The sequence below is a fragment of the Runella sp. MFBS21 genome (genome assembly GCF_029433105.1).
Classification (GTDB): domain Bacteria; phylum Bacteroidota; class Bacteroidia; order Cytophagales; family Spirosomataceae; genus Runella.
Map to the genome: position 1 here is coordinate 187310 of NZ_JARNTW010000011.1, position 20612 is coordinate 207921.

Consider the following 20612-nt stretch of genomic DNA (forward strand, 5'->3'; position numbering starts at 1 on the left):
ATATGTAGCAGCATTTCGGCGCTTTTTGTTTTTAGATAAAGCTCTAATAATCAATACATAGGCAGATTGGATTTAGTTACAACCATTGGATAAAATAATAATCTGATTTCCGTTCATTTCATAACGGGTATTTTTGCCAAGACTCTCACAAATAATTTTGAGTTTTTCGGGGAGAGGTTGGTCTTGCAGGGAAGTTGTAAGATAGCAGTCTTTTAACTTCTCTGCGGGGAAATCAATTTCTAGCAAATAAGCTTCTTCTAAGATGGCAAATATTTGGGAAACGGGCGTATCCGAAAACTCAAAATTGACTTGTTCAATCTCATAGGTTGAGGGCGCAGACATATCTTTGTTAGGAAGCGTAGCCATTTTTTCAAAAGACAGCCCTTGTCTCAAAAAACGGATTCCTTCGTTGGGTAGCAAGGTCACACTTTTCTTTTCTGACTTGGTTATCAAGTCATTAGATTCTACATTGACTTGCCCTGTTTTGACAGTCACTTCAATATTTGGTTGATTTGAAAATGCCCTGATGCGAAAGCTCGTTCCTACTACTTTGGTGACTACTTCGTTTGAGAAAACCAAAAATGGTTTTTTGGGATTTTTACTAATTTCAAAAAATCCTTCTCCCAAAAGGAAGACTTTACGCTCGCTCCCCGCAAAGCTTCTGGGATAGCTCAGTTTACTCTTAGGATACAATAACACCGAACTTCCGTCAGACAGAGTAATCAGCTGTGGCTTATTGGTATTGTTGGTTTGTTCGATAAGTCCCTCGGCGGTCTGACTGATTAGCTCGGAGTAAGTCAACAGTGATTCTTTGGTTTTATTTTGTTGGTAAAATACCCATCCGATGCCTAAACCCACAATCACAATAGCCGCCGCGCTCCACCACCAAAGTCTATTAGAAGAAGCTATAAAAGTGGGTTCCAATTCTTTTTCCTTCAACTGTATTTTATCCCAAGTATTTTGTAAAGCGGTTTGGGTAAGATTACTAGGTGGAATAGGTACAGCAGTCGCCAAAATCCACAAACGAGCTTCTTCTACCAACTTAGCCCGTTGTGTGTTTTCGAGGCTCCATTCGACCCAATTTTCGTCATTTTCTCCTTCCCGAATCCATCTTTGAAAAGATACATCCGTTAAAAAATCTTCTATGGTATGGTATTGGTCACGCTTTTGCATCTGAAAAAGGGTTTCAGAAACAGAGAGGACAGCTTTTGGGGACGATACTCAGTTTATGGTATTTTTTTTTGAAAAAATTAAAGCATTCTATAAATGAAGAGGGCTAGGAGGGTCAAATCGCCCTTCCATGCTTTGCGCAGATGCTGAATCGCTCGGTGAAGCAAATTAGTAACCGACTGATAATTAATATCTAACATCTCGCCGATTTGTTCAATACTAAGTCCTTGATGAAATCGAAGATAAATCGCTTCTTTTTGGCGCGCAGGGAGGTTGTTGATAAGGCGGTTGAGTTGTGATACTTGGGTAGCGGTTTCTTCATCCGCAATCAACTGCTCTTCTACCGAAAAATCAAGCAAAAACTCAAGGGACTCCAAAGAGGTGGTTTGTCGAAAAACGTTATCACGCTGATAAAGACGCGCAATTCGTTTGCGTACACTTGAAAGTAGATATGCTTTTACGACCACTGTTTCGCTAAGCGCGTGACGATATAGCCACACATCCACAAACACATCTTGAACACAATCCTGCACTCGTTCTGGATGCGACATTAATGAATTTCCATAAACCGTCAGAGAAGCATGATAACGTTCAAAAAGCTCCGAAAAAGCAGCTTTATCACCTTGTTTGAGGCGATGCCATAAGATTTCGTCAGCTATTTGTGCGATGCTCACCGTTTTATGATTAGATTAAGAATGTACAAAAGTAGGGAAAAGTTAAATTTTATGTAGAAAACATCCTAGGATTGTTCACTTATATACCAGTATGATTACTTACTAAAAAGCCAATCCGAAAATCAGATTGGCTTTAAATCTACTTTTAACCTTTAAAATAAAATTTTTGAGATAAAGGGGAAGGATTATCTCGGTGCATTGTTTTTTATTCACAGAATGCAAACAAATAGTATTTTCTAAAGAATTAGTTTTAATACTTTGGCATCTTTTTCCACTATTTTGGCATTTATTCTCAAATTTTGGTATTATGAGTGCAAATAGATGAAGTTTTTCTGAAAAACAAATTGTGTAGGGGGAGGCAAACAAAGATAGTCTTGAGCCTATTTATCAAAGCCATTATTGCTTTTACAAGCTATTGGAGGATTCCGAAAGAGTGAAGTTTAGCTGGGAAACGATGTGGATTGTGAGCAGCGAGAAGAAAAGAATATCTAAAAAAATGTCACAAGACTAGTGCGCTACCGACGTTTTCAGCGTCGGTAGCGTTTGTGACTAGGCATTTAGCAATGCATCAGCTTGCTCGCTTGTCAAGAGTTTGTTGTAGAGAGGTCCTGTCACCTCTTGCGCAAATACATTTTCGAGTCCCCCCAAATCATAGGCATCAAAACCCACTTCTTCAATCAATTGTGATACAAGCGCTTTGGCTGCGTCGTCGTCACTAGAGATAGGAATGATGAAGCGAGGAGAGGCAAAACCTTTGGAAAGTAAAAACTCAAAATACAGCGTATTGAATGCTTTGACGATTGTAGCGCCTTCAAATCGCTCTTGTACTTCTTGGGCGGCACTTTTTCCTTCGGGCAATACAATATCATATTGATTGTTGGTATCAATGATGATTTTGCCCGTGACGTCACCCATTTCACTGCGCATATCATCCATGATTGCAAATTTTGCCGATAAGACTACCACATCAGCTTTCTGAACTGCTTCGGCAGGTGTGCCTACTTCGGCAGATTGATACTGACTCAATTCGGCGGCGAGTTGTTGTAATTTTTCGGGATTTCTAGACCAAGAAAGAATAACGCTGTGACCAGCTTTGGCAAAAATTTTGGCTACGGCACCACCTATGTTGCCAACACCAACGATTCCAATTTTCATGTTTTTTTAGATTGATTTTTCATAAACGTTTACCCAACTTGCTCTAAAAGGCAAGACAGAACTCAAAGTAGAGAAAAGTATCCATACTGTCAATATTAACCCTAAAACTTTATTTTCTGCGATGGCTTAGGCCATAAGCTTCCGATTGATCGTAGCGACGGTGTCGCGCATAGACTGAATGATTTCTTTCTTTTTGGAAGCCGAAAAACGATATTCTGGTAAAAAAATGCTAAGACCTGCAATCACTTGCCCATTGACAATGATTGGCATCGCAAAGCCCACCAAATGCGTGTGTTTGAAGTGAGTCATGGCGAGAGCTTCTTCCTTGATTTTGGACAAGGCTTGTAGCAACCCTTCTTTGGTGGAGGCTTCTTCCCAAAAGGCTTTATCGGGCAGTCCATTGTGAGCCAAAAACCTCTCTCTTTCTTTTTCAGAGAGATAAGCAAGGAGCAGACGCCCGCTGGCAGTTTCATACACATTGCGCTCAGACTTAATCCTGACTTGAATGTCTTGATTACTATTGACCATGTGTAAGATGTATCTTTTGTAATTTCGGAGTGTACCCAGTATACAAGATTCATTGATTTTAGCGGTGAGTTGCTCCATTGGTTCTTTGGCAGCATTCACGATATCTTGCCCGTAAGCCACTTCATTTGTCAATTGGTAAGCCATCGGTCCTAGACGATAGCCCTTTTTTTTGCCAATGTGTTCCAAATAATTTTTGGCTACCAAGGTTTTGATAATATTGGCGGTGGTTGCTTGGTTGATTTGAAGTCCCTCGGCGATTTCGGGTAGCGAAACTGCTTGGCCGTTGCGTTGAGCAACCATCTCTAAAATATCAAATGCTTTGATAATAACCTGTACCATACTTGATGATTGTGAGAGTAAATATGGCCAATTTTAGGATAAAAATTTCACAATTAAGAATCAAAGCAATTGTTAATAGTTGTTTTTAAATCGCTATTGTCTGTAAATCAGCGAGTTAATAAGGTGTGTATACGCAAAAATTTTATGCAACGGCTTCAAAGAAATAGAGTGACCTGACCCTTACAATATATACGAAGCTTGCCTTGTATTATTTTTCATTTAAATTTTGGCCGCAAAAACAACTATTTGCAGCCAAAACTATTGTTTGAACTACTGTTTGGGCTGATAAGGGACTCAGCGCCCCATCCAGCCGCCGTCTACGGTTATGATGCTGCCGTGTATGTAATTGGCGGCTTCGGAAGCTAGAAATACCGTAATTCCTTTAAAATCTTCGGGATTACCCCAGCGCCCAGCAGGAATACGAGCCAAAATAGAGCTACTTCGTTCGGAGTCTTGGCGTAGCGCTTCTGTATTGTCTGTACTGATATAGCCCGGTGCAATAGCGTTGACATTCACACCCTTGCTAGCCCATTCATTGGCTAAGGCTTTTACCAAACTCCCAATTGCGCCTTTGCTAGCGGCATAGCCCGGTACCGTGATTCCTCCCTGAAACGTAAGTAAGGAGGCAGTAAAGATGATTTTTCCCGCTCTGCGGGCTACCATTTCTTTCCCAAATTCCCGGCTTAGTACAAACTGCGCATTGAGATTGGTTTCGATGACTTTATCCCAATAGTCATCAGAGTGATTTTCGGCGGGAGTACGCAAAATTGTCCCGGCGTTGTTGATAAGAATATCAATGCAAGGGAAACCAGATTTGACTTCGGCGATGAAGCGATACAAGTCGGTGCGGTTGGCAAAATCGCATTGATACGCTTTGAAGTTTCTTCCTAAGGCACGCACTTCTTTTTCTACGTCGCTATCGGTTAATTCCAACGACGCCGACACGCCAATGATGTCTGCACCTGCTTCTGCCAAAGCAATCGCCATCGCTTTGCCAATACCTCGTTTACATCCGGTCACAAGCGCCGTTTTGCCAGATAAATCAAAAAGTTGGTTTACAATCATAGTTGATTATTGTTAGAGTAAAAATTAATTTTTTTTAGAGTAATTATCGTTTGCTGTTTTTCTTTTGAGGAATAGACGAAAAATCATGTTTTGTAACTTTTTGGAGTTAAAAAGGTGATTTTTAATTAATAGTTAATATCTATATTGTACAATTTCAAGTACGTATTCTTAATAAATTACAATTAAAAAATATATTTTGACAAAAATATTGACATCTAATCAATAATCAAATAATATTGCATTATGATAGTAAAATATATCAATGATAAAGTATAATTTCTAAACCAATGAAAATAACCTTTATGATTAAGAAAACTCAATGGCTCTGTGCAATCCTTATGCTGTGGGTTGGTACGGCAGTTGGGCAGAGTATTAAGGGTAAAATTGTCGATGAAAATGGGCAAGAATTACCGGGTGTAAACGTGGTCGAAAAGGGTACTACCAATGGCAGTTCTACCGATGCAAATGGCTTGTTTTCGGTCAAAACTACGGGTACCAATCCCGTATTGGTGATTTCGTTTGTGGGATATACCTCTCAAGAAATCCCAGTAAATGGTCAGACGTCGCTTTCAATTACGATGAAAACCGACAATCGTTTACTCAACGAAGTGGTAGTGGTTGGGTATGGTACGCAGAAGAAAAAAGACTTGACAGGAGCGATTGCATCGGCCAATTTGGAAGCTTTTAGAGAAGCCCCCAATGTGAGTATTTTGCAATCTCTAAAAGGAGCTTTGCCAGGATTGACCATTAGTCAGACCAATCGTCCCGGACAAGAGGCATCGATTAATATTAGGGGTACCTCTACACTCAATGGTAGTACGGCTCCTTTGATTATTGTGGATGGAATCATTTTTAGTGGTCGTCTTTCGGATATTAATCCGGCGGATGTGGCAAGTGTGGATGTACTCAAAGATCCAAGCAGTAAAGCCGTATATGGCTCCCAAGCAGCAAATGGTGTGGTGTTGGTGACCACCAAAACGGGTCGTACTGCCCAAAAAACAACCATTTCATATTCAGGAAGTTATGCGGTTTCTTCGCCCACTGTAAAAGCAAGGTTGCTAAACAGAGAAGAGTTTTTACAGAAAGCTCGAGACATTGAATACCGAAATGCTTACACAGCTGCTTCGGGTTATACTGACCCCAATCCAGCTTGGACTTTTGCTAATTCTGATTTTTTACCGCCCAATATGGCCGGCTCTACCACTGATAACAACTTTGATTGGTTTGGTGCTCTCACACAGCCATCTTTACTCAACAATCATTCGATTGGTGTATCGGGAGGTTCTAATACGACGACTTATTTTTTGTCGGCGGGATATACAGGAGAGAAAGGTTACATCAAAAATGATGATTACAAACGCTATACCATACGTCTCAATTTGGATACAGAGGTTACAAAATGGCTGACGCTGGGCGTCAATACTTCGGGTTCGTTTACTGATTTTTCGGGAGATTCGCCTAGCATGAACAATATCATCACGACAAGCCCACTAATAAAACCCACCAACGACAACGGCGAGTATGTTATCAATCCAATGGGAGACGTGAATGTCAATCCTTTTTTGGCTACATTATCAGATAATTATGAAGTTCAAAATCGTTTGGTTGGCAATTTTTACAGTATCTTCCGCATTCCTAGCTTGCCAGGTTTTAGTTACCGCATCAACTTTGGTCATAACCTTAAGTATTTTAAAACGTACTCTTCTAACCCTTACAATGCTGGTCGGACGGGCGAAGCCTTCAAAAATGATGCAACTCAATATGAGCAAACGCTCGACAATATCTTCAATTATACCAAGACTTTTGGCAAACATAATATCAACGCCACGGCGGTTTATGGATATAACACCGCAAAATACAACCGCACTAGCGCCACAGGTACGGGCTTTTCGGATTTGAATCTTTCTTATAACAACTTGGCTTTGGCCGAAATCCAGAAGATTGATTCGGAAGCTTGGGATGAGGCCTTGCTCTATCAAATGGGAAGCGTAGCTTACAACTACGGTAGCAAATATTTATTGAAAGCTACTGTACGCCGCGATGGTTTTAGTGGATTTGCCGAAAACAACAAGACGGGTATTTTTCCTTCTTTGGGTTTTGGGTGGGTGATTTCGGAAGAAAGTTTCTTTAAAGTGCCTTTTGTTGACTTCCTAAAAATAAGAGGGAGTTATGGCGAAAATGGTAATAAGGTGGCACGGTATAGTTCTTTGGCGCGGGTAGTAGCAGAAGATGCTTCAAAGTACGTTTTTGGGGATGGTAGTGGCACTTTTATTGGGCGCTCAGTGAGTACATTGGCCAACAAAGATTTGCGGTGGGAGCGTACCAGAGGGATTAATATCGGAGCCGATTTTACGGTTTTCAATAGCCGAATTGACGGTAATGTCGAATATTACAACTCCACTACCAACGATTTATTGTGGTCAAAAGTGCTACCTCAAACCTCAGGATTTGCGAGTGTATTGACCAACATTGGTGAATTGAATAATAGTGGATTTGAGTTTATGCTGCATGGTGTGCCTGTGAAAACCAAAGACTTAACTTGGGATGTAACGGTCAATTTCACACGCAATAAAAACAAAGTTGTGAGATTGTTGGGGGAGGACCTTAACAACGACGGTAAAGAAGATGACCTAGTGGCGAGTGGACTGTTTATTGGGCGGCCCATTGGCACAATTTACAATTACCAAACACAGGGTGTTTATGGCTTAAATGATGAAAAAATAGCTGGATTTGAAGCGGGAAGTTATAAAATAAAAGATCAAAACAATGACGGTAAAATTACCGCTGCCGACGACCGCGCGATTTTGGGACAAACCGAACCTGCTTATTTGTTTGGAATCCAAAATACATTTTCCTACAAGCAGTTTACGCTCAGAGTGTTCATCAATTCGATTCAGGGTGGAAAAAATGGGTATTTGGCCGCTAATCATCTCACGGGTTATAACAATACCAAAGGAAATGCGACCAATTCCAATATGTTCAATTTTGCCGATTATTGGTCGCCCCGCAATCCTGACGCCAAATATGCCAATCCGTGGGTAGGTACTCCCGTAACGGCAGCAAGGGCTTACTTCCAACGAAATTTTGTCAGACTACAGGATGTCTCACTGTCATATACCGTAGGGAGTAATTGGTTAAAAAAACTAAATGCCCAAAGTGTAAAGCTTTTTGTGAGTGCCAAAAATCCGCTCACAATTACGAAATGGGAAGGTTGGGATCCCGAAACTGGCCAAGGCGTATCTTCTCAGCAGCCTTTCCCGGTGATGCAATCTTACAGTATTGGACTTGATTTTTCTTTTTAAATAATCCTTACCTATGAATCCCATGACATCCAAAATCATAAAAACGTGTCTTTTGGCTGGTGCCATGATAGTAAATTTTGGCTGCAACGAAGACACCTTTCTAAAAGAAATCCCCAAGGATTTTTATAGTCCCGAAAACTCATTTATTACTGAGTCTAATTTCAGTGCGGCGCTTACAGACTTGTATGCCAAAGTACGAGCAATTCATAGTGTCAATGGAGGCGCTGACTTTTATTCGGAAGTATTAGGAACCGATATTGCTTTCAATGCCCGTTTAGAAGCGGCGACTCGCATCGGTAATTATGCCGCGGCGATTACTCCACAAGGCACTATTCCGAGGTACCATTGGACGAGCTGGTATAAAATCATTTCCAATGCCAATACGATTATTTCGAGATTGCCCCAATCGAGTATAAGTGAGGCTCGTCAAAAGGTAGTTGCCGCAGAAGCAAAGTTGTTTCGAGCTTGGGCCTATAAACAGCTCGTTTATCTATATGGGGCTGTCCCTTTGATTACGGAAGAAGCATCATCACCTAAAAGTGATTTTACCAGAGCGCCTAGAGAGGAGATTTTTAAGCAAATTATTCAAGATGCTACCGATGCTGCGGCCAATCTACCCGCTCTCACTGCCGCCGAAGATGGTAAACTCAACAAAGCTGTGGCCAATCACTTACTTGCCGAAACCTACATCACGCTCAAAGACTACGACAAGGCCATCGCAGCGGCTACCGAAGTGATTCAAAATTCGGGTTTAAAGCTCATGACCGAACGATTTGGAAGCTTAAGAACCCAGTCCGGGGATGTTTTCTATGATTTGTTTCGAGTAGGAAACCAAAACCGAAAAGCAGGTAATACAGAGTCGATTTGGGTAATACAGTACGAATTGGATGTGATAGGAGGTGGCCTTGCTTCGACGGGAGGGGCTTTAAATAACCTCGAACGTGTGGTATCACCAGCGGTATTTTCGATTGTTGACCCCGATGGAAGGCCCGCTTTGCTCGATAATCTATCGGCATCGACCCTCAATAGCGGAGGCAGAGGAGTGGCTTTTGTTCAACCTACCGATTATTGGACGTACGAAATTTGGGGTTTGGATCCTAAAAAAGACAACCGAAAAGTAACATCGACCGATATCCGAACCTCTTCTTATAATATTGTACGGGACTTTATTTACACTAATCCAGCATCTACCAAATACTTTGGGAAAAGCTTGATTGACTTTCCCGCCAACAACTGGCTCGCACAAGGCTGGCGATGGTATCCTTATCCTTCGAAAGTGACTACTCCCGGTCAACACCCTGCCGGACTGATGCAAGATGCCGCCAAACTTACGCTCAAAACCACGGCGGGCGCAACCTACCGTGATATGTACATGATTCGCTTGCCTGAGACTTATTTTTTGCGGGCCGAAGCCTATCTTTTAAAGGGAGATACCCAAAAAGCAGCCGATGATTTGAACGTAGTTAGAAATAGAGCCAAAGCGACTCCCGTCACACCCGCCGAAGTAACCCTCGACTATATTTTGGATGAAAGAGCTCGTGAGTTGGTATTTGAAGAAGATCGTCGGGTTACGCTTTCTCGAATGGGTAAATTGGTGGAGAGGGTTCGGAAATACAACCCGCTCAACAAAAGCAATATCCAAGATTTTCATGCTTTATTTCCGATTCCTTTTTCCGAAATTGAAGCTAACAAAGACGGTAAATTAGAGCAAAATCCAGGGTATTAAAAATCCATATTTAAAGTTTTCTCTCATGAAATCGGGTCTGTTTCTTTTACTATTTGCACTCTTCTTTTTGCCTTGCCGAAGTCAAAAAGAAGAAGGTTTTGAGTTGGTCGGTCTACATACACAAGCGGTAATTGTATTGCCTAAAACCGAATCGGAAGCAGTTCGGAAGGCGGTGGAAGATTTGGTAAGTGATATTCAAAAAATCACGGGTAAAACCATTGAAATCACAAGCCAGAAACCCAAGAAAGGCAATGCTATTTTGATTCAAACAACGCCCAAAAACAGTGAAGTTTACCGCCTCAAAAACCAGAACGGAAACCTTCTCATAACGGGCGAAAGTGATTTAGGAACGGTGTTTGGCATTTATCATTTTACCGAACACTATTTGGGCGTAGACCCCATGTATTTTTGGAATGACAATGAACCGGTCAAAAAAACAACTTTGGCTTGGAAAAAAGTTGACTATCAGTCGATAAAACCTACTTTCAAATACCGTGGATGGTTTATCAACGACGAAGATTTGCTTACAGAATGGTACGAATCAGGCGGAAAAAGAAACATAGATTATCCTTATTATCAGGAAGTAGTTTCCCCCGAAATCATGAAGAAAGTCTGCGAAACGGCGTTGCGAAAAAGGTTCAATTTGATTATTCCGGCAAGCTTTATTGACATTCGTAATCCCGCTGAAGCTGCTTTGGTAAAAGAAGCTACCAAAAGAGGACTGTATGTATCGATGCACCACGTGGAGCCAATGGGAGTGAGTGCTTTTACGTACTTTAATTATTGGAAAGAAAAAGAAGGAAGCAAGCCTTTGTTTTCTTACTATTCAAACCCCGAAAAAGTAAAAGAAGTGTGGCGATTGTACGCCCAAGAATGGGCAAAAATCCCTAATGTCATTTGGCAAATAGGTTTGAGAGGCATCGCTGACCGACCCATGTGGATGGCCGACCCCAATACCCCCCAAACCGACGCCGAGCGCGGTAGGCTGATTTCAGATGCGATGGCTTTTCAGCGGCAATTGATTAAAGAAGTCGATAAAAGACCTAACCCGCTTGTTACCACTACCTTATGGGCAGAAGGCTCTACTTTGAACCAAGCGGGGCATCTCAAAATTCCGGAAAACGTAACTGTTGTTTTTGCCGATAACTCACCCGGCTGGCGTTGGCAACAAGATTTTTTCGAAACCAAGCGAGTTCCTACGCACAAATATGGGGTATACTATCATCATCAATTGTGGAGTTCGGGACCGCATTTGGTGCCTATTGTGTCGCCTGCTCAAACCGAACGAGTATTGCAGCAGGCAGTTGAAAAAGGTGATACCGAATACTGTATTTTAAATGTTTCCAATATTCGTGAGTTTGGTTTAGGGATTGATGCTTCTGCCCAAATGCTTTGGAATTTCAACGATTTTGATTTACAAGGATTTACTAATCAATGGTTTGGAAAATACTATAACAAACAGATAGACGCCATCCAAAAAATCTACCAAGCTTATTTTGACAGCTTCCGACTCAATCCACGATCCAATACTCCGATTCTGATGGACGGCCAAACCAATCTGTTGGCTACCAGAATTCTGAATGATTTAAAACTACAACTGACAGATTCGACCAAGTACCAAGCCCTTTTGAAACAAAGAAAACAGGAATCTGAAGAAAGTAAATGGGCTAAGTCGTTGGGCGATATGTCTTCGGGCAATCTGAGCCGAGAAGATTTGCTTAAAGAAGTGCTGTTACAAAAAAATGCCCTACTCAACGCCGAAAAACTGGCCAATAAAGTGGAGCAGACTCCCTTTTTTAAAACCGACTTCTTGGCTCATCTAAAAATAATGTTGGCACTGACTACTTGGCTTGAACATACGATGAAAGCCAAACTTGCCCTAGACCATCACCAACTAACCCAAGCCAAACAACTTTTGCAAGAGGCATTACTTCCGTTTGAGACTATTCGAGAAGCACAAGCTTTGAAAACGCAGGGTGAAAAATGGGCTTCATGGTATCGAGGAGAAAAGAAAATGAATCTAAAAGCAAAAGAAAAACTCACGCAAGAGGTTGTTGAACTTTTAAAATAAACACCATGAAACGATTCAATTACAAGTATATCCTTTTATTGGTTAGCGCGTTTTTACAAATCGAGTTGCGAGCTTTTGCACAGACTCAAAGTAAGGGTACCGAAGCGATTGCAACGTTAGTACTCAAAAAAGCACTAGCAGACACGGATTTGGGACTTTATCCCGGTAGTTTGTTGATGCATGGCATGAGCGAATTGGCGGTGCTGCAAAAAGACCCCCAAACACTCCGTCAGGCTTTAGCTTTGTTTGCCGACTTCAAAACGGGCAAAATAGACGGTCGTGGCAGTTTTATCAGCTACAAAGCAGGTGGCAGCGGAGCAGCTTATTTATATTATTTAAAAAAATCAGACGCGGTTAAAGAACAAGTGGATCTTCGAGCCAATGAAATGTTTAAACTCCAAAAACGTTCTTCAGAGGGCATTGTGACGGCCAATTGGGCCAAAGACAGCCTCGACCAGATTTTTATAGACATCGCCTTTGCCGTTACTCCTTATATGCTGTATGCAGGTATGGCCATGCAAAAGCCTGAATATGTTGACATTGCGGTGAAAGAAACATTGCTTTTGTTTGATATTTTACGAGATACCAACGGGCTGCTTCGTCAAGCGCGTGGTTTTACGGGTTTGGGAATTTTATCAGAAGACAATTGGTCGAGAGGAAATGGCTGGGGCGCGTTTGCACTGGCTTCGTTGATGAGAGACTTGCCCGATACGCATCCCAAAAAGCAAGAAGTAAATCGGGTCGCCAAAAATTTCTTTGAAGCGGTCTTAAAATACCAAAATCAAGAAGGACTATGGAATCAGGAAATGACCGAACCTTTGTCGTATATCGAAACTTCTGGGAGTGGGTTGCTTCTGTACGGTATTGGTATCGCGATTGAAAAAAACATCCTTGACAAAACCTATTTGCCTCAGTTTGTGAAAGGACTGAGTGGTTATACTTCTTATATCGCACCCGACGGCTCGGTGAGCAATACCTGTCGTGGTTGTCTAAATCCAGGCAAAGGCACCAAAAAAGATTATATCAAAAGAGAGTGGATTCTCAATGACCACCATGCTTTCGGGCCGGTAGTATTGGCTTTTACGCAGGCCCTCAAAATGGGTATCAAAGAAGTGACCCCTGCAAAATGCTTTGGATGCTATGTGACCGAATTCGGCAAACCTCGTAAACCCCAAACTTATGTAAGATACATGCCCGAAGCCAACGGCAATATCGTTTGGGAAAACGACCGCGTAGGTTTCAGAGTGTATGGCCCGCCCGTCAAAGATAGAGTGAGCAGTGGCATTGATATTTGGACCAAATCGGTGCCTTATCCCGTGATTGACATGTGGTATAGTCTCAACAAAATGGGTAAACCCTACCACATTGACCGAGGTGAGGGCTGTGATTTTTTCCATGTTGGATACAGTCGTGGTAATGGCGGGACGGCCATTTGGCACAATGGTAAGCCTTACATATCAGCCCCTTATGCCACACATCGTATTTTGAAAAATACGGAAGAAGAAATTGCTTTTGAGCTGAATTTTGAACCTTGGGAGGTAGATGGCCGTCAAGTTTCCGAAACGAAAGTCATCAGCATGAAAATGGGCGATAACTTTTTTAAAGTGGTCAGTACTTTTCAAAGCAGCGACAAAAAACCAGTGCCTGTAGTGGTGGGTATCGCTTATGCAAAAACCCCTGAAATCATTGAAAATAAAAAAACGGGAACGCTTACTGTATGGGAATCCTATTTGCCCGAAAATGGCGAATTGGGTACGACGGTCGTGGTAAACCCTAAGCAAATCAAAAACTTTACTTCTTTTGATAAAGAACGATTTGCATTGGTCAATGTCAAATCAGGAGAAGCTATCACTTACTACATAGGTGCAGGATGGAGCAAAGCTCCGCAGTTTAAAAGCCGACAAGATTGGCTAGATTATGTAAATATGGAAGTCCCTAAAATGAAATTTTAATTGACTCAACTACTTACCAAAATCTTTACTAAATACTCATGAAAAAATATCTTTTGTTTTTGTCGTTTCTGTGCTTAACCCAACAATGCCTTTTGGCCCAATCCCAACCTGATTGGAAAGAAGTAGGCCAACTCAAAACCCGCGATGCCAAAGAAATAAAAAAGAGTACATGGAGCATTGGCGGCGAAACCCTCGACCGTGACTACACTGATTATCAGTCTTACAAAACCTATTTAGGGCCTTTAGGTGCCAAGCGTATCCGTTTGCAGGGAGGTTGGTCAAAGTGTGAAAAAGTCAAAGGGACCTATGATTTTGCGTGGCTTGATGCCATTATTCCCGATGCGGCGTCGCGTGGAGTAGCACCTTGGGTAGAATTGTCATACGGAAATCCAATCTATGAAGGGGGAGGCGAAGCCAAATTGGCGGGGCATATTCCGACTTCTCCCGAAGGGTTGCAAGGCTGGGACAATTGGGTAAGAGCTATGGTAACAAGGTACAAAAATCAGGTACCTCAGTGGGAAATTTGGAACGAACCCGACATCAACCGCAATCATACGGGCAAACAAATCGGGGAGTTTTATGTACGTACGGCCAAAATCGTGAAGAGTATTCAGCCCGATGCCCAGCTCATTGCTTTGGGAATGGCAAGCGTTACAAATCTCAATTTTGTACGTGATTTTATGGAATATCTTTATCAAAACAACGCCCTTGATTTGATTGATATTCTGACGTATCATGGTTATTCGCCTAATCCCGATGTATCGTATCCGCACATCGAAAGGCTGCGCGCCATTGTGTGGAGTTATAAGCCTGAAGTGATTTTTATGCAGGGCGAAAATGGGGCTCCTTCTCAGAAAAAAGGCACGACCGTTGGCGCTATGACCGACCAAGATTGGTCAGAACTTACCCAAGCCAAGTGGGATTTGCGTCGTATGCTCGGTGATAATGGGAGAGGAATTGCTACTAATCTGTTTACAATCAGCGATATTCATTATGCCGCAGGCGACCACATGGTAGGTATCAACTCAAAAGGTTTGCTCAAAACCAATCCTGATAAAACCATCGAACGGCCCAAACTAAGCTATAAAGCCGCCCAACACGTTTTCTCTCTTTTTGATGACCAAATCGAATTGGTAAAAGCAAAACCTGCCACCAACCAATCTACAGTATATGTATTTCAGTACCAACACAGACAAAACAAAGGGAGTTTAGTCACCCTTTGGAGCGGAGAAGCTCGTCCCGCCGAAACTTACGATCCTAAATCGACGACTGTCACGATAGACGGAAATTTTAAAAGTCCCGTGTATGTAGATTTGATTTCGGGAAAAGTGTATGATATTCCTAAATCCCAAATCAAAAAAGAAGGTAATCGACTTGTGTTGAGCAATATACCTGTGCCTGATTATCCTGTTTTAGTAGCTGAAAAAAGTGCTCTTGCTCTAAAATAAAAACATGATTCTTTTACGCTCTCGACGCCCCATAACCCACCTTTCATCATGAAACAACTGCATACACTTGATTACTTGGCGATTTTCCTATACATGATTATTATGTCAGGTATCGGGATTTTTATGGGCCGATTTGTTAAAAATATTAATGATTATTTTAAAGGCGGAAATGGCGTAAGCTGGATTGCGGGCGGAATCAGCAACTTCATGACCAAATTCAGTACGGTGATTTTTGTAGCCTATGCCGGAATCGCCTACAAAGATGGATTAGTAGCTATCACGGTGCTTTGGAGTACGGTTTTTCCGTCGCTAGTGGCAGTAGCTTTTTTTGCAAAACGCTGGAAAAGAGCAGGAATCATCAGTCCGGTAGAATTTTTGGAGACACGTTTCAATGCTTCTATCCGCCAGATTTTTTCGTGGAGCGGAGTTGTTTTCAAATTGCTTGATGACATGATAAAACTCTACGCTATTGGGCTTTTTGTGACTGCTGCGTCCGGTATTTCTTTCGAAACTGCGGTGATTGGGTGTGGTGTTGTGGTGACGCTTTATACAGTGATTGGAGGTTTTTGGGCCGTGATTGTCACCGATGTTGTGCAATTTGTGATACTTTTCATTGCTACGCTCATTTTGGTGCCACTCTCGTATCAGGCGGCGGGAGGGCTGGAAAATATGAGAGCCGTTATCCCTGAAAACATGACTTGGACCAACGGCGAAAAAGGAATGCCGTGGTTTTTGGTGGCTTATTATGTACTGATTATCATTCGTTACAGCGGAAATTGGACTTTTATTCAGCGTTTTTATAGTGCCAAAAGTGAGGAAGATGGCCAAAAATTGGGGCTTTTCTCCGCATTGTTGTTCTTCATTTTTCCTGTTATTTTTTTATTCCCGCCCATTGCTGCGCGGGTGATTATTCCTGATCTCGACAATCCCGAAATGGCCTACGTAAGTCTTTGTCTCAAACTGCTGCCAGAGGGAATTATGGGATTGATGATGGCGGCGATGTTTTCGGCCACCATGTCGGTATTGAGTGCCGAGTACAATGTAACGGCAAGTGTGCTTACTCGCGATATTTACCAACGTGTTTTTCGTCCCAATGCAAGTGGCAAAGAAGCACTTTTGGTGGGTAGGTTGATGACCCTTGGCGTTGGAACCGTCGTAACCGTTGGAGCCTTGTTTGTGGGAGGATTTGGGGGCGCTTTTGAAGCCAACAAATTACTAGGAGGCATATTTGCGGTTCCGATGATTGTGCCGGTCATATTTGGAATTATTTACCGCAAACCACAGCCTTGGGGAGCGTTGGCCACCTTGTTTGTGGGTACGTTTGTGGGTTTTGCCCTCAACGCCAACAAAGACATTCGTTGGGAATTTGCGACCCTCATAGAAATCGCCGTTTGCATTCTTATTTTCTTTATTTCGGGCTTAGTGCCTTCCAAAAATGAAAATTACAACCAAAAAGTAGCGGCTTTTTTTAAGAAGTTAACCATTCCTTTTGTTCCCAATCCAGAGTCAAAAGGAAGCGATGCCTTTGCTAATGCAATCAAACTCATGTATGGTATTGCGTTTGGTCTGACGGGCTTGATGTTTATCGTCATGGGGATGCCATCCCGCGCTACGATTAGCGGGCAGTTGGCTCTTCTTTCTGGTACACTTTGCGTTGTTGTGGCTGCATTTTTATATTTCAAAAAAAGTAAACAACATTCATAATGAGTTATTTAGCCAATAAAATCGTCTTTATTACGGGAGCTTCGAGCGGTATCGGTAAAGCTACTGCCTTGATGCTTTTGGAAGCGGGAGCAAAGGTTTTTGACTTTAGCCGAACGCATCAACTGGCCGAGGAAGTAAGCCACCCCAATTTACGTTCGTTCAGAGGCAATGTAGGAAATGAAGCCGACGTAGTCGCTGGCTTTGCGGCCTGTGTGGAAGCGTTTGGGGGAGTGGATGTTTTGCTCAATAATGCTGGCGTTGGTGTTTTGACGACCGACCTCTCCTCTACCGATTTGGATACGTTTGAACAAATGTTTGAGGTAAACGTTAAGGGTGTTTTTCTATGTAACAGAGAAGCTTTAAAAATAATGAAACCTCAAAAGGCGGGTCATATCCTGACAGTCATTTCGATGGCAGGACAGCGCACCAATCCCAACGCTCCCGTGTACTGTGCTTCCAAATTTGGGGCAAGAGGGCTGAGCAGCGGCCTTGCTGATCAAGCACTTAAACTCGGTATCAAAGTAACCGACATTAATCCTGGGCCAACCGATAGCAATTATTGGGGCGACCGTCAAGTACCACGCGAGAAGTTTTTGAAGGTAGAAGACGTGGCGCGTGTCATTGTGTTTGTGTTGAATCAGCCTGATTATGTGCTTATCAGGGAAATAAATTTTGACAATATGAAATTTTTGATATCATGAATACCAATGGACATCATTCACAGGACACGACTCACACGGCGGAAGAGATTCGTCCTCCCTCTCCTTTTCCGATTTCAGTCGCCGAAATGCGCGAGCGTTATTTGAGACTTTATACGGGAGCTGTCAACGACATTTTACGTTTCAATTACCAAATGCACGCTACCAGCTTGCCGTCGTGCTTTGCTCCTTTACGGGAAGAAATGAAACTAGCTGGTTTGGCCTTTACGGTCAAAGGTGGCCCCGATATTACCACCGAAGGTGAATTTGAAATGCGTGCCCAAATGCTCGAAGCGCTCCACGAAGATGCGGTGGTCGTATGGGATTGTACGGGCGACAGCGTTACGTCACAATGGGGCGAAGTGATGACGATGGCGGCGCTCAAACTGGGCTGTCGAGGGGCTGTGATAAACGGTATCAGAGATACCCAAGCGATTCTTAAACAGGGGTTTCCTGTTTTCCACCAATTTAAGTCAAACACAGGTATGTTGGGGCGTTTTAGAATGTACCATTACCAAAAACCCATTCTTATGGGAGAGGTTATTGTCAAACCCGGCGATTGGGTATTTGGGGATATTGATGGTGTGATTTCTATTCCGCAACACATCGCCTATGATGTATTGCTGGCCACCGAAAAATTGATGTTTAAAGAAGATGAAATCAGAGAAATGGTCGAATCGGGGATGAAACCTACTGATGTAGTCAAAAATGGAGGTTATTTTTAAGATGCCTATATTTCTGAACGATACCGAAAAAACAATCATTTTGCGTGAAATCACAAATGAGCAGTCCGCTATTTCGTTGTTTTTTGGTGCTTTACAAAAACGTGTATACGAACGTGTCTCTTGGGCGAATTTGTTAGGACCCAATGCCACTACCATTTGGTGGCATTCGGCAGCCGAATACCTATCTGATGCCGCCTTGAGCTATGCTTTACGTCCCACGGAAGAGTTGGGTCAATGGCTCCAAAAAGAGACCCTCAATATCATAAGAAAAGACCTTTATGAATGGGTCGGTCCCGAATTTCGTGACCATTCTGACCCCTTTACGGGTCATCTCGAAACCGCTCATTTGTCGTGGGGTGTGTCGGTAGTTTATGATTTAGCGAAAAATGCTTTTGACGAAAGCCAACAACAAGAAATCCGTACAGCACTAAGAAATAAAGCCCTTCTACTTTGCCGAAGATGGCTTACCCAAAATTATCATTTAGCCAACTGGCGCAGTATTTTGTTTAGTGGGGCGATGGTAGCGGCGGTTGTTTTGGAAGAGGAACAAATCATTGGTGAACTACTACCCGAATTCGAATTGTGTCAAGATGCCCTGCAAGAAGATGGTTCTTACGGCGAATCATTGCAGTATGCAAATTACTTACTTCTGGCACTCACATTTGCAAAAGAGGCTATTTTACGGAAATATTCTTACCTAAAACAGCCCATTTTTGACGTACACAATACAATCAACTGGTTTGCCACCAGTATGTTTTATACAAAATCTTTGGAAGGATGGGGCGAAATTCCTCGCGCCCGAGCTGCCAATTTCAACGACAGTGCGGCTATTTTTCGTCCTTCTGGCGATGTGTTGCTACATATAGCTGCACGAAGCAAAAACGAAACCGAAAAAGGATTGGCAAAATGGTTGTTTGAGACTTACTATTTGGCCGTTCCTGACCAAGGCCCTCACGATTTGGCGACATTGGGAATGCGTAATGATTGGGGGTTTTTGACGCTTCCTTTATTGACTTACGAGGCGAGAAGTATTTCTCCAGAAGAGGCCCCTCTACCTTTAACCACTTCATTTTCAAACGGAAATACTTTTGTGAGAGATGCATGGAATGGTAAAACAATCCTCGCTGTCAATGGAGGAAGTGAGCCTTTGAATGGCTTGGGTCATTTGCATGGCGATTTAAACAGTTTTATTCTGGTTCATAACAACGAACGACTCTTGGCCGACCCAGGCCATAGCTGCTATCGAAATATCATTCATGGGCTAGAGAGTAGCTCACAAACACATAATACTTGTACTTTTTTGATAGAAAAAGAGTCGCTGGGATTACAAGAAGATTTGGCAAAAGCGTCGTTGTTAGAACAAAAGAGTGTTTTTCCTCGTCGAAAAATAGTAAATGGCAAAGGGGGAGAAAAAATTGAAAGAGGCGATAAACGCTTGATTTGTGACAAAAATGAGGTGGTTTCGGTCGTGGGAGCGGAAGTAGGAAAAGCCTATGGGCAACCCATTCAGGAATTTTCAAGATTTTGGATTTTGGCGGGGAGCCACGTATTGTTTATAGTTGACCAAATTAGTGCTGATTACCCCGTGACTACTATTTGGAATTGGGTTGTAAATAATCGCGATGGACATACCACTTGGCAAAAAGATAAAGCTTGCCTCACCGTCAGAAAGAACCAATCGGGCATGAAACTTTTTCATGGAGGAAGTGGCTCTTTTTCGTATCCTGTGTATGGTTTTTTACATGACGCTTATCATCCCGAACCCAATCAATTGGGAGAAGGAAAATCAGGGAATGCGTTGGTATTTCGTTTTACAGAAGGACAAAAATTGACGACAAGAACGGTGGTACATGCGATTGCCTTAGACGAGCCTGATTTGTTGACAAACTGGAATTTGCAAGCAACAGAAAATAGTTTCACACTTCAAAGCGATACCCGAAAATGGACATTGAACATCAAGGATAAAAATTGGTTTTCAATGGTTTCGGGGCATGGCCGAAGGTGGGATATTGTAAATGAGAATGAAAAATTTGTGTTAAAAAGAACCCAATAAAC

General features: G+C 42.4%; 14 protein-coding genes. 9 read left to right on the plus strand and 5 right to left on the minus strand.

The annotated features are described in order from the left end of the window. Nucleotides 1-72: 72 nt before the first annotated feature. The 5 genes from P1X15_RS20350 to P1X15_RS20370 form a co-directional block, all read right to left on the minus strand. Nucleotides 73-1173, minus strand: a complete 1101-nt coding sequence (locus P1X15_RS20350) for a FecR family protein (protein WP_277339975.1) — start codon at nucleotides 1171-1173, stop codon at nucleotides 73-75. Between the two features lie 77 nt (nucleotides 1174-1250). After that, nucleotides 1251-1844 carry an RNA polymerase sigma factor gene (locus P1X15_RS20355; protein WP_028665083.1) on the minus strand — a complete coding sequence of 198 codons (594 nt, stop codon included), beginning with the start codon at nucleotides 1842-1844 and terminating at the stop codon, nucleotides 1251-1253. 549 nt (nucleotides 1845-2393) lie between these two features. After that, the gene (locus tag P1X15_RS20360; RefSeq protein WP_277339976.1) at nucleotides 2394-2999 is read right to left on the minus strand and encodes an NADPH-dependent F420 reductase; all 606 of its coding nucleotides are present in this window, start codon (nucleotides 2997-2999) and stop codon (nucleotides 2394-2396) included. A 126-nt stretch (nucleotides 3000-3125) separates the two neighbouring features. Next, the gene (locus P1X15_RS20365) at nucleotides 3126-3866 is read right to left on the minus strand and encodes an IclR family transcriptional regulator (RefSeq protein WP_277339977.1); all 741 of its coding nucleotides are present in this window, start codon (nucleotides 3864-3866) and stop codon (nucleotides 3126-3128) included. Between the two features lie 294 nt (nucleotides 3867-4160). Next, on the minus strand, nucleotides 4161-4931 hold the full coding sequence (locus tag P1X15_RS20370) for an SDR family oxidoreductase (RefSeq protein WP_277339978.1): 771 nt from the start codon (nucleotides 4929-4931) through the stop codon (nucleotides 4161-4163). A gap of 287 nt (nucleotides 4932-5218) precedes the next feature. Between P1X15_RS20370 and P1X15_RS20375 the strand changes: the two genes are divergently transcribed. From P1X15_RS20375 to P1X15_RS20415, 9 genes are read left to right on the plus strand one after another with little or no spacing between them, the layout of a single operon-like run. Next, nucleotides 5219-8233, plus strand: coding sequence for a TonB-dependent receptor (locus tag P1X15_RS20375; RefSeq protein ID WP_277339979.1), 3015 nt, complete (start codon nucleotides 5219-5221; stop codon nucleotides 8231-8233). 22 nt (nucleotides 8234-8255) lie between these two features. Beyond that, the gene (locus tag P1X15_RS20380; RefSeq protein WP_277339980.1) at nucleotides 8256-9959 is read left to right on the plus strand and encodes a RagB/SusD family nutrient uptake outer membrane protein; all 1704 of its coding nucleotides are present in this window, start codon (nucleotides 8256-8258) and stop codon (nucleotides 9957-9959) included. 25 nt (nucleotides 9960-9984) lie between these two features. After that, the gene (locus P1X15_RS20385) at nucleotides 9985-12030 is read left to right on the plus strand and encodes a glycosyl hydrolase 115 family protein (protein WP_277339981.1); all 2046 of its coding nucleotides are present in this window, start codon (nucleotides 9985-9987) and stop codon (nucleotides 12028-12030) included. A gap of 5 nt (nucleotides 12031-12035) precedes the next feature. Continuing rightward, a complete protein-coding gene (locus P1X15_RS20390) occupies nucleotides 12036-13982 on the plus strand; it encodes a DUF4861 family protein (protein ID WP_277339982.1) in 1947 nt (648 codons plus the stop codon). A 38-nt stretch (nucleotides 13983-14020) separates the two neighbouring features. After that, entirely contained in the window at nucleotides 14021-15430 is a 1410-nt protein-coding gene (locus P1X15_RS20395) for a GH39 family glycosyl hydrolase (protein ID WP_277339983.1), read from the plus strand. A gap of 48 nt (nucleotides 15431-15478) precedes the next feature. Continuing rightward, the gene (locus tag P1X15_RS20400) at nucleotides 15479-17134 is read left to right on the plus strand and encodes a sodium:solute symporter family protein (RefSeq protein ID WP_028665064.1); all 1656 of its coding nucleotides are present in this window, start codon (nucleotides 15479-15481) and stop codon (nucleotides 17132-17134) included. Continuing rightward, complete coding sequence (locus P1X15_RS20405; protein WP_277339984.1) at nucleotides 17134-17835, plus strand: SDR family oxidoreductase; 702 nt, start codon at nucleotides 17134-17136, stop codon at nucleotides 17833-17835. The genes P1X15_RS20400 and P1X15_RS20405 overlap by 1 nt, the downstream gene beginning before the upstream one ends. Next, the gene (locus tag P1X15_RS20410) at nucleotides 17832-18557 is read left to right on the plus strand and encodes an RraA family protein (RefSeq protein ID WP_277339985.1); all 726 of its coding nucleotides are present in this window, start codon (nucleotides 17832-17834) and stop codon (nucleotides 18555-18557) included. The genes P1X15_RS20405 and P1X15_RS20410 overlap by 4 nt, the downstream gene beginning before the upstream one ends. After that, nucleotides 18541-20610: a heparinase II/III family protein gene (locus P1X15_RS20415; RefSeq protein ID WP_277339986.1), complete on the plus strand. Its 2070-nt coding sequence runs from the start codon at nucleotides 18541-18543 to the stop codon at nucleotides 20608-20610. Before P1X15_RS20410 ends, P1X15_RS20415 begins: the two co-directional genes overlap by 17 nt. Nucleotides 20611-20612: the final 2 nt, after the last annotated feature.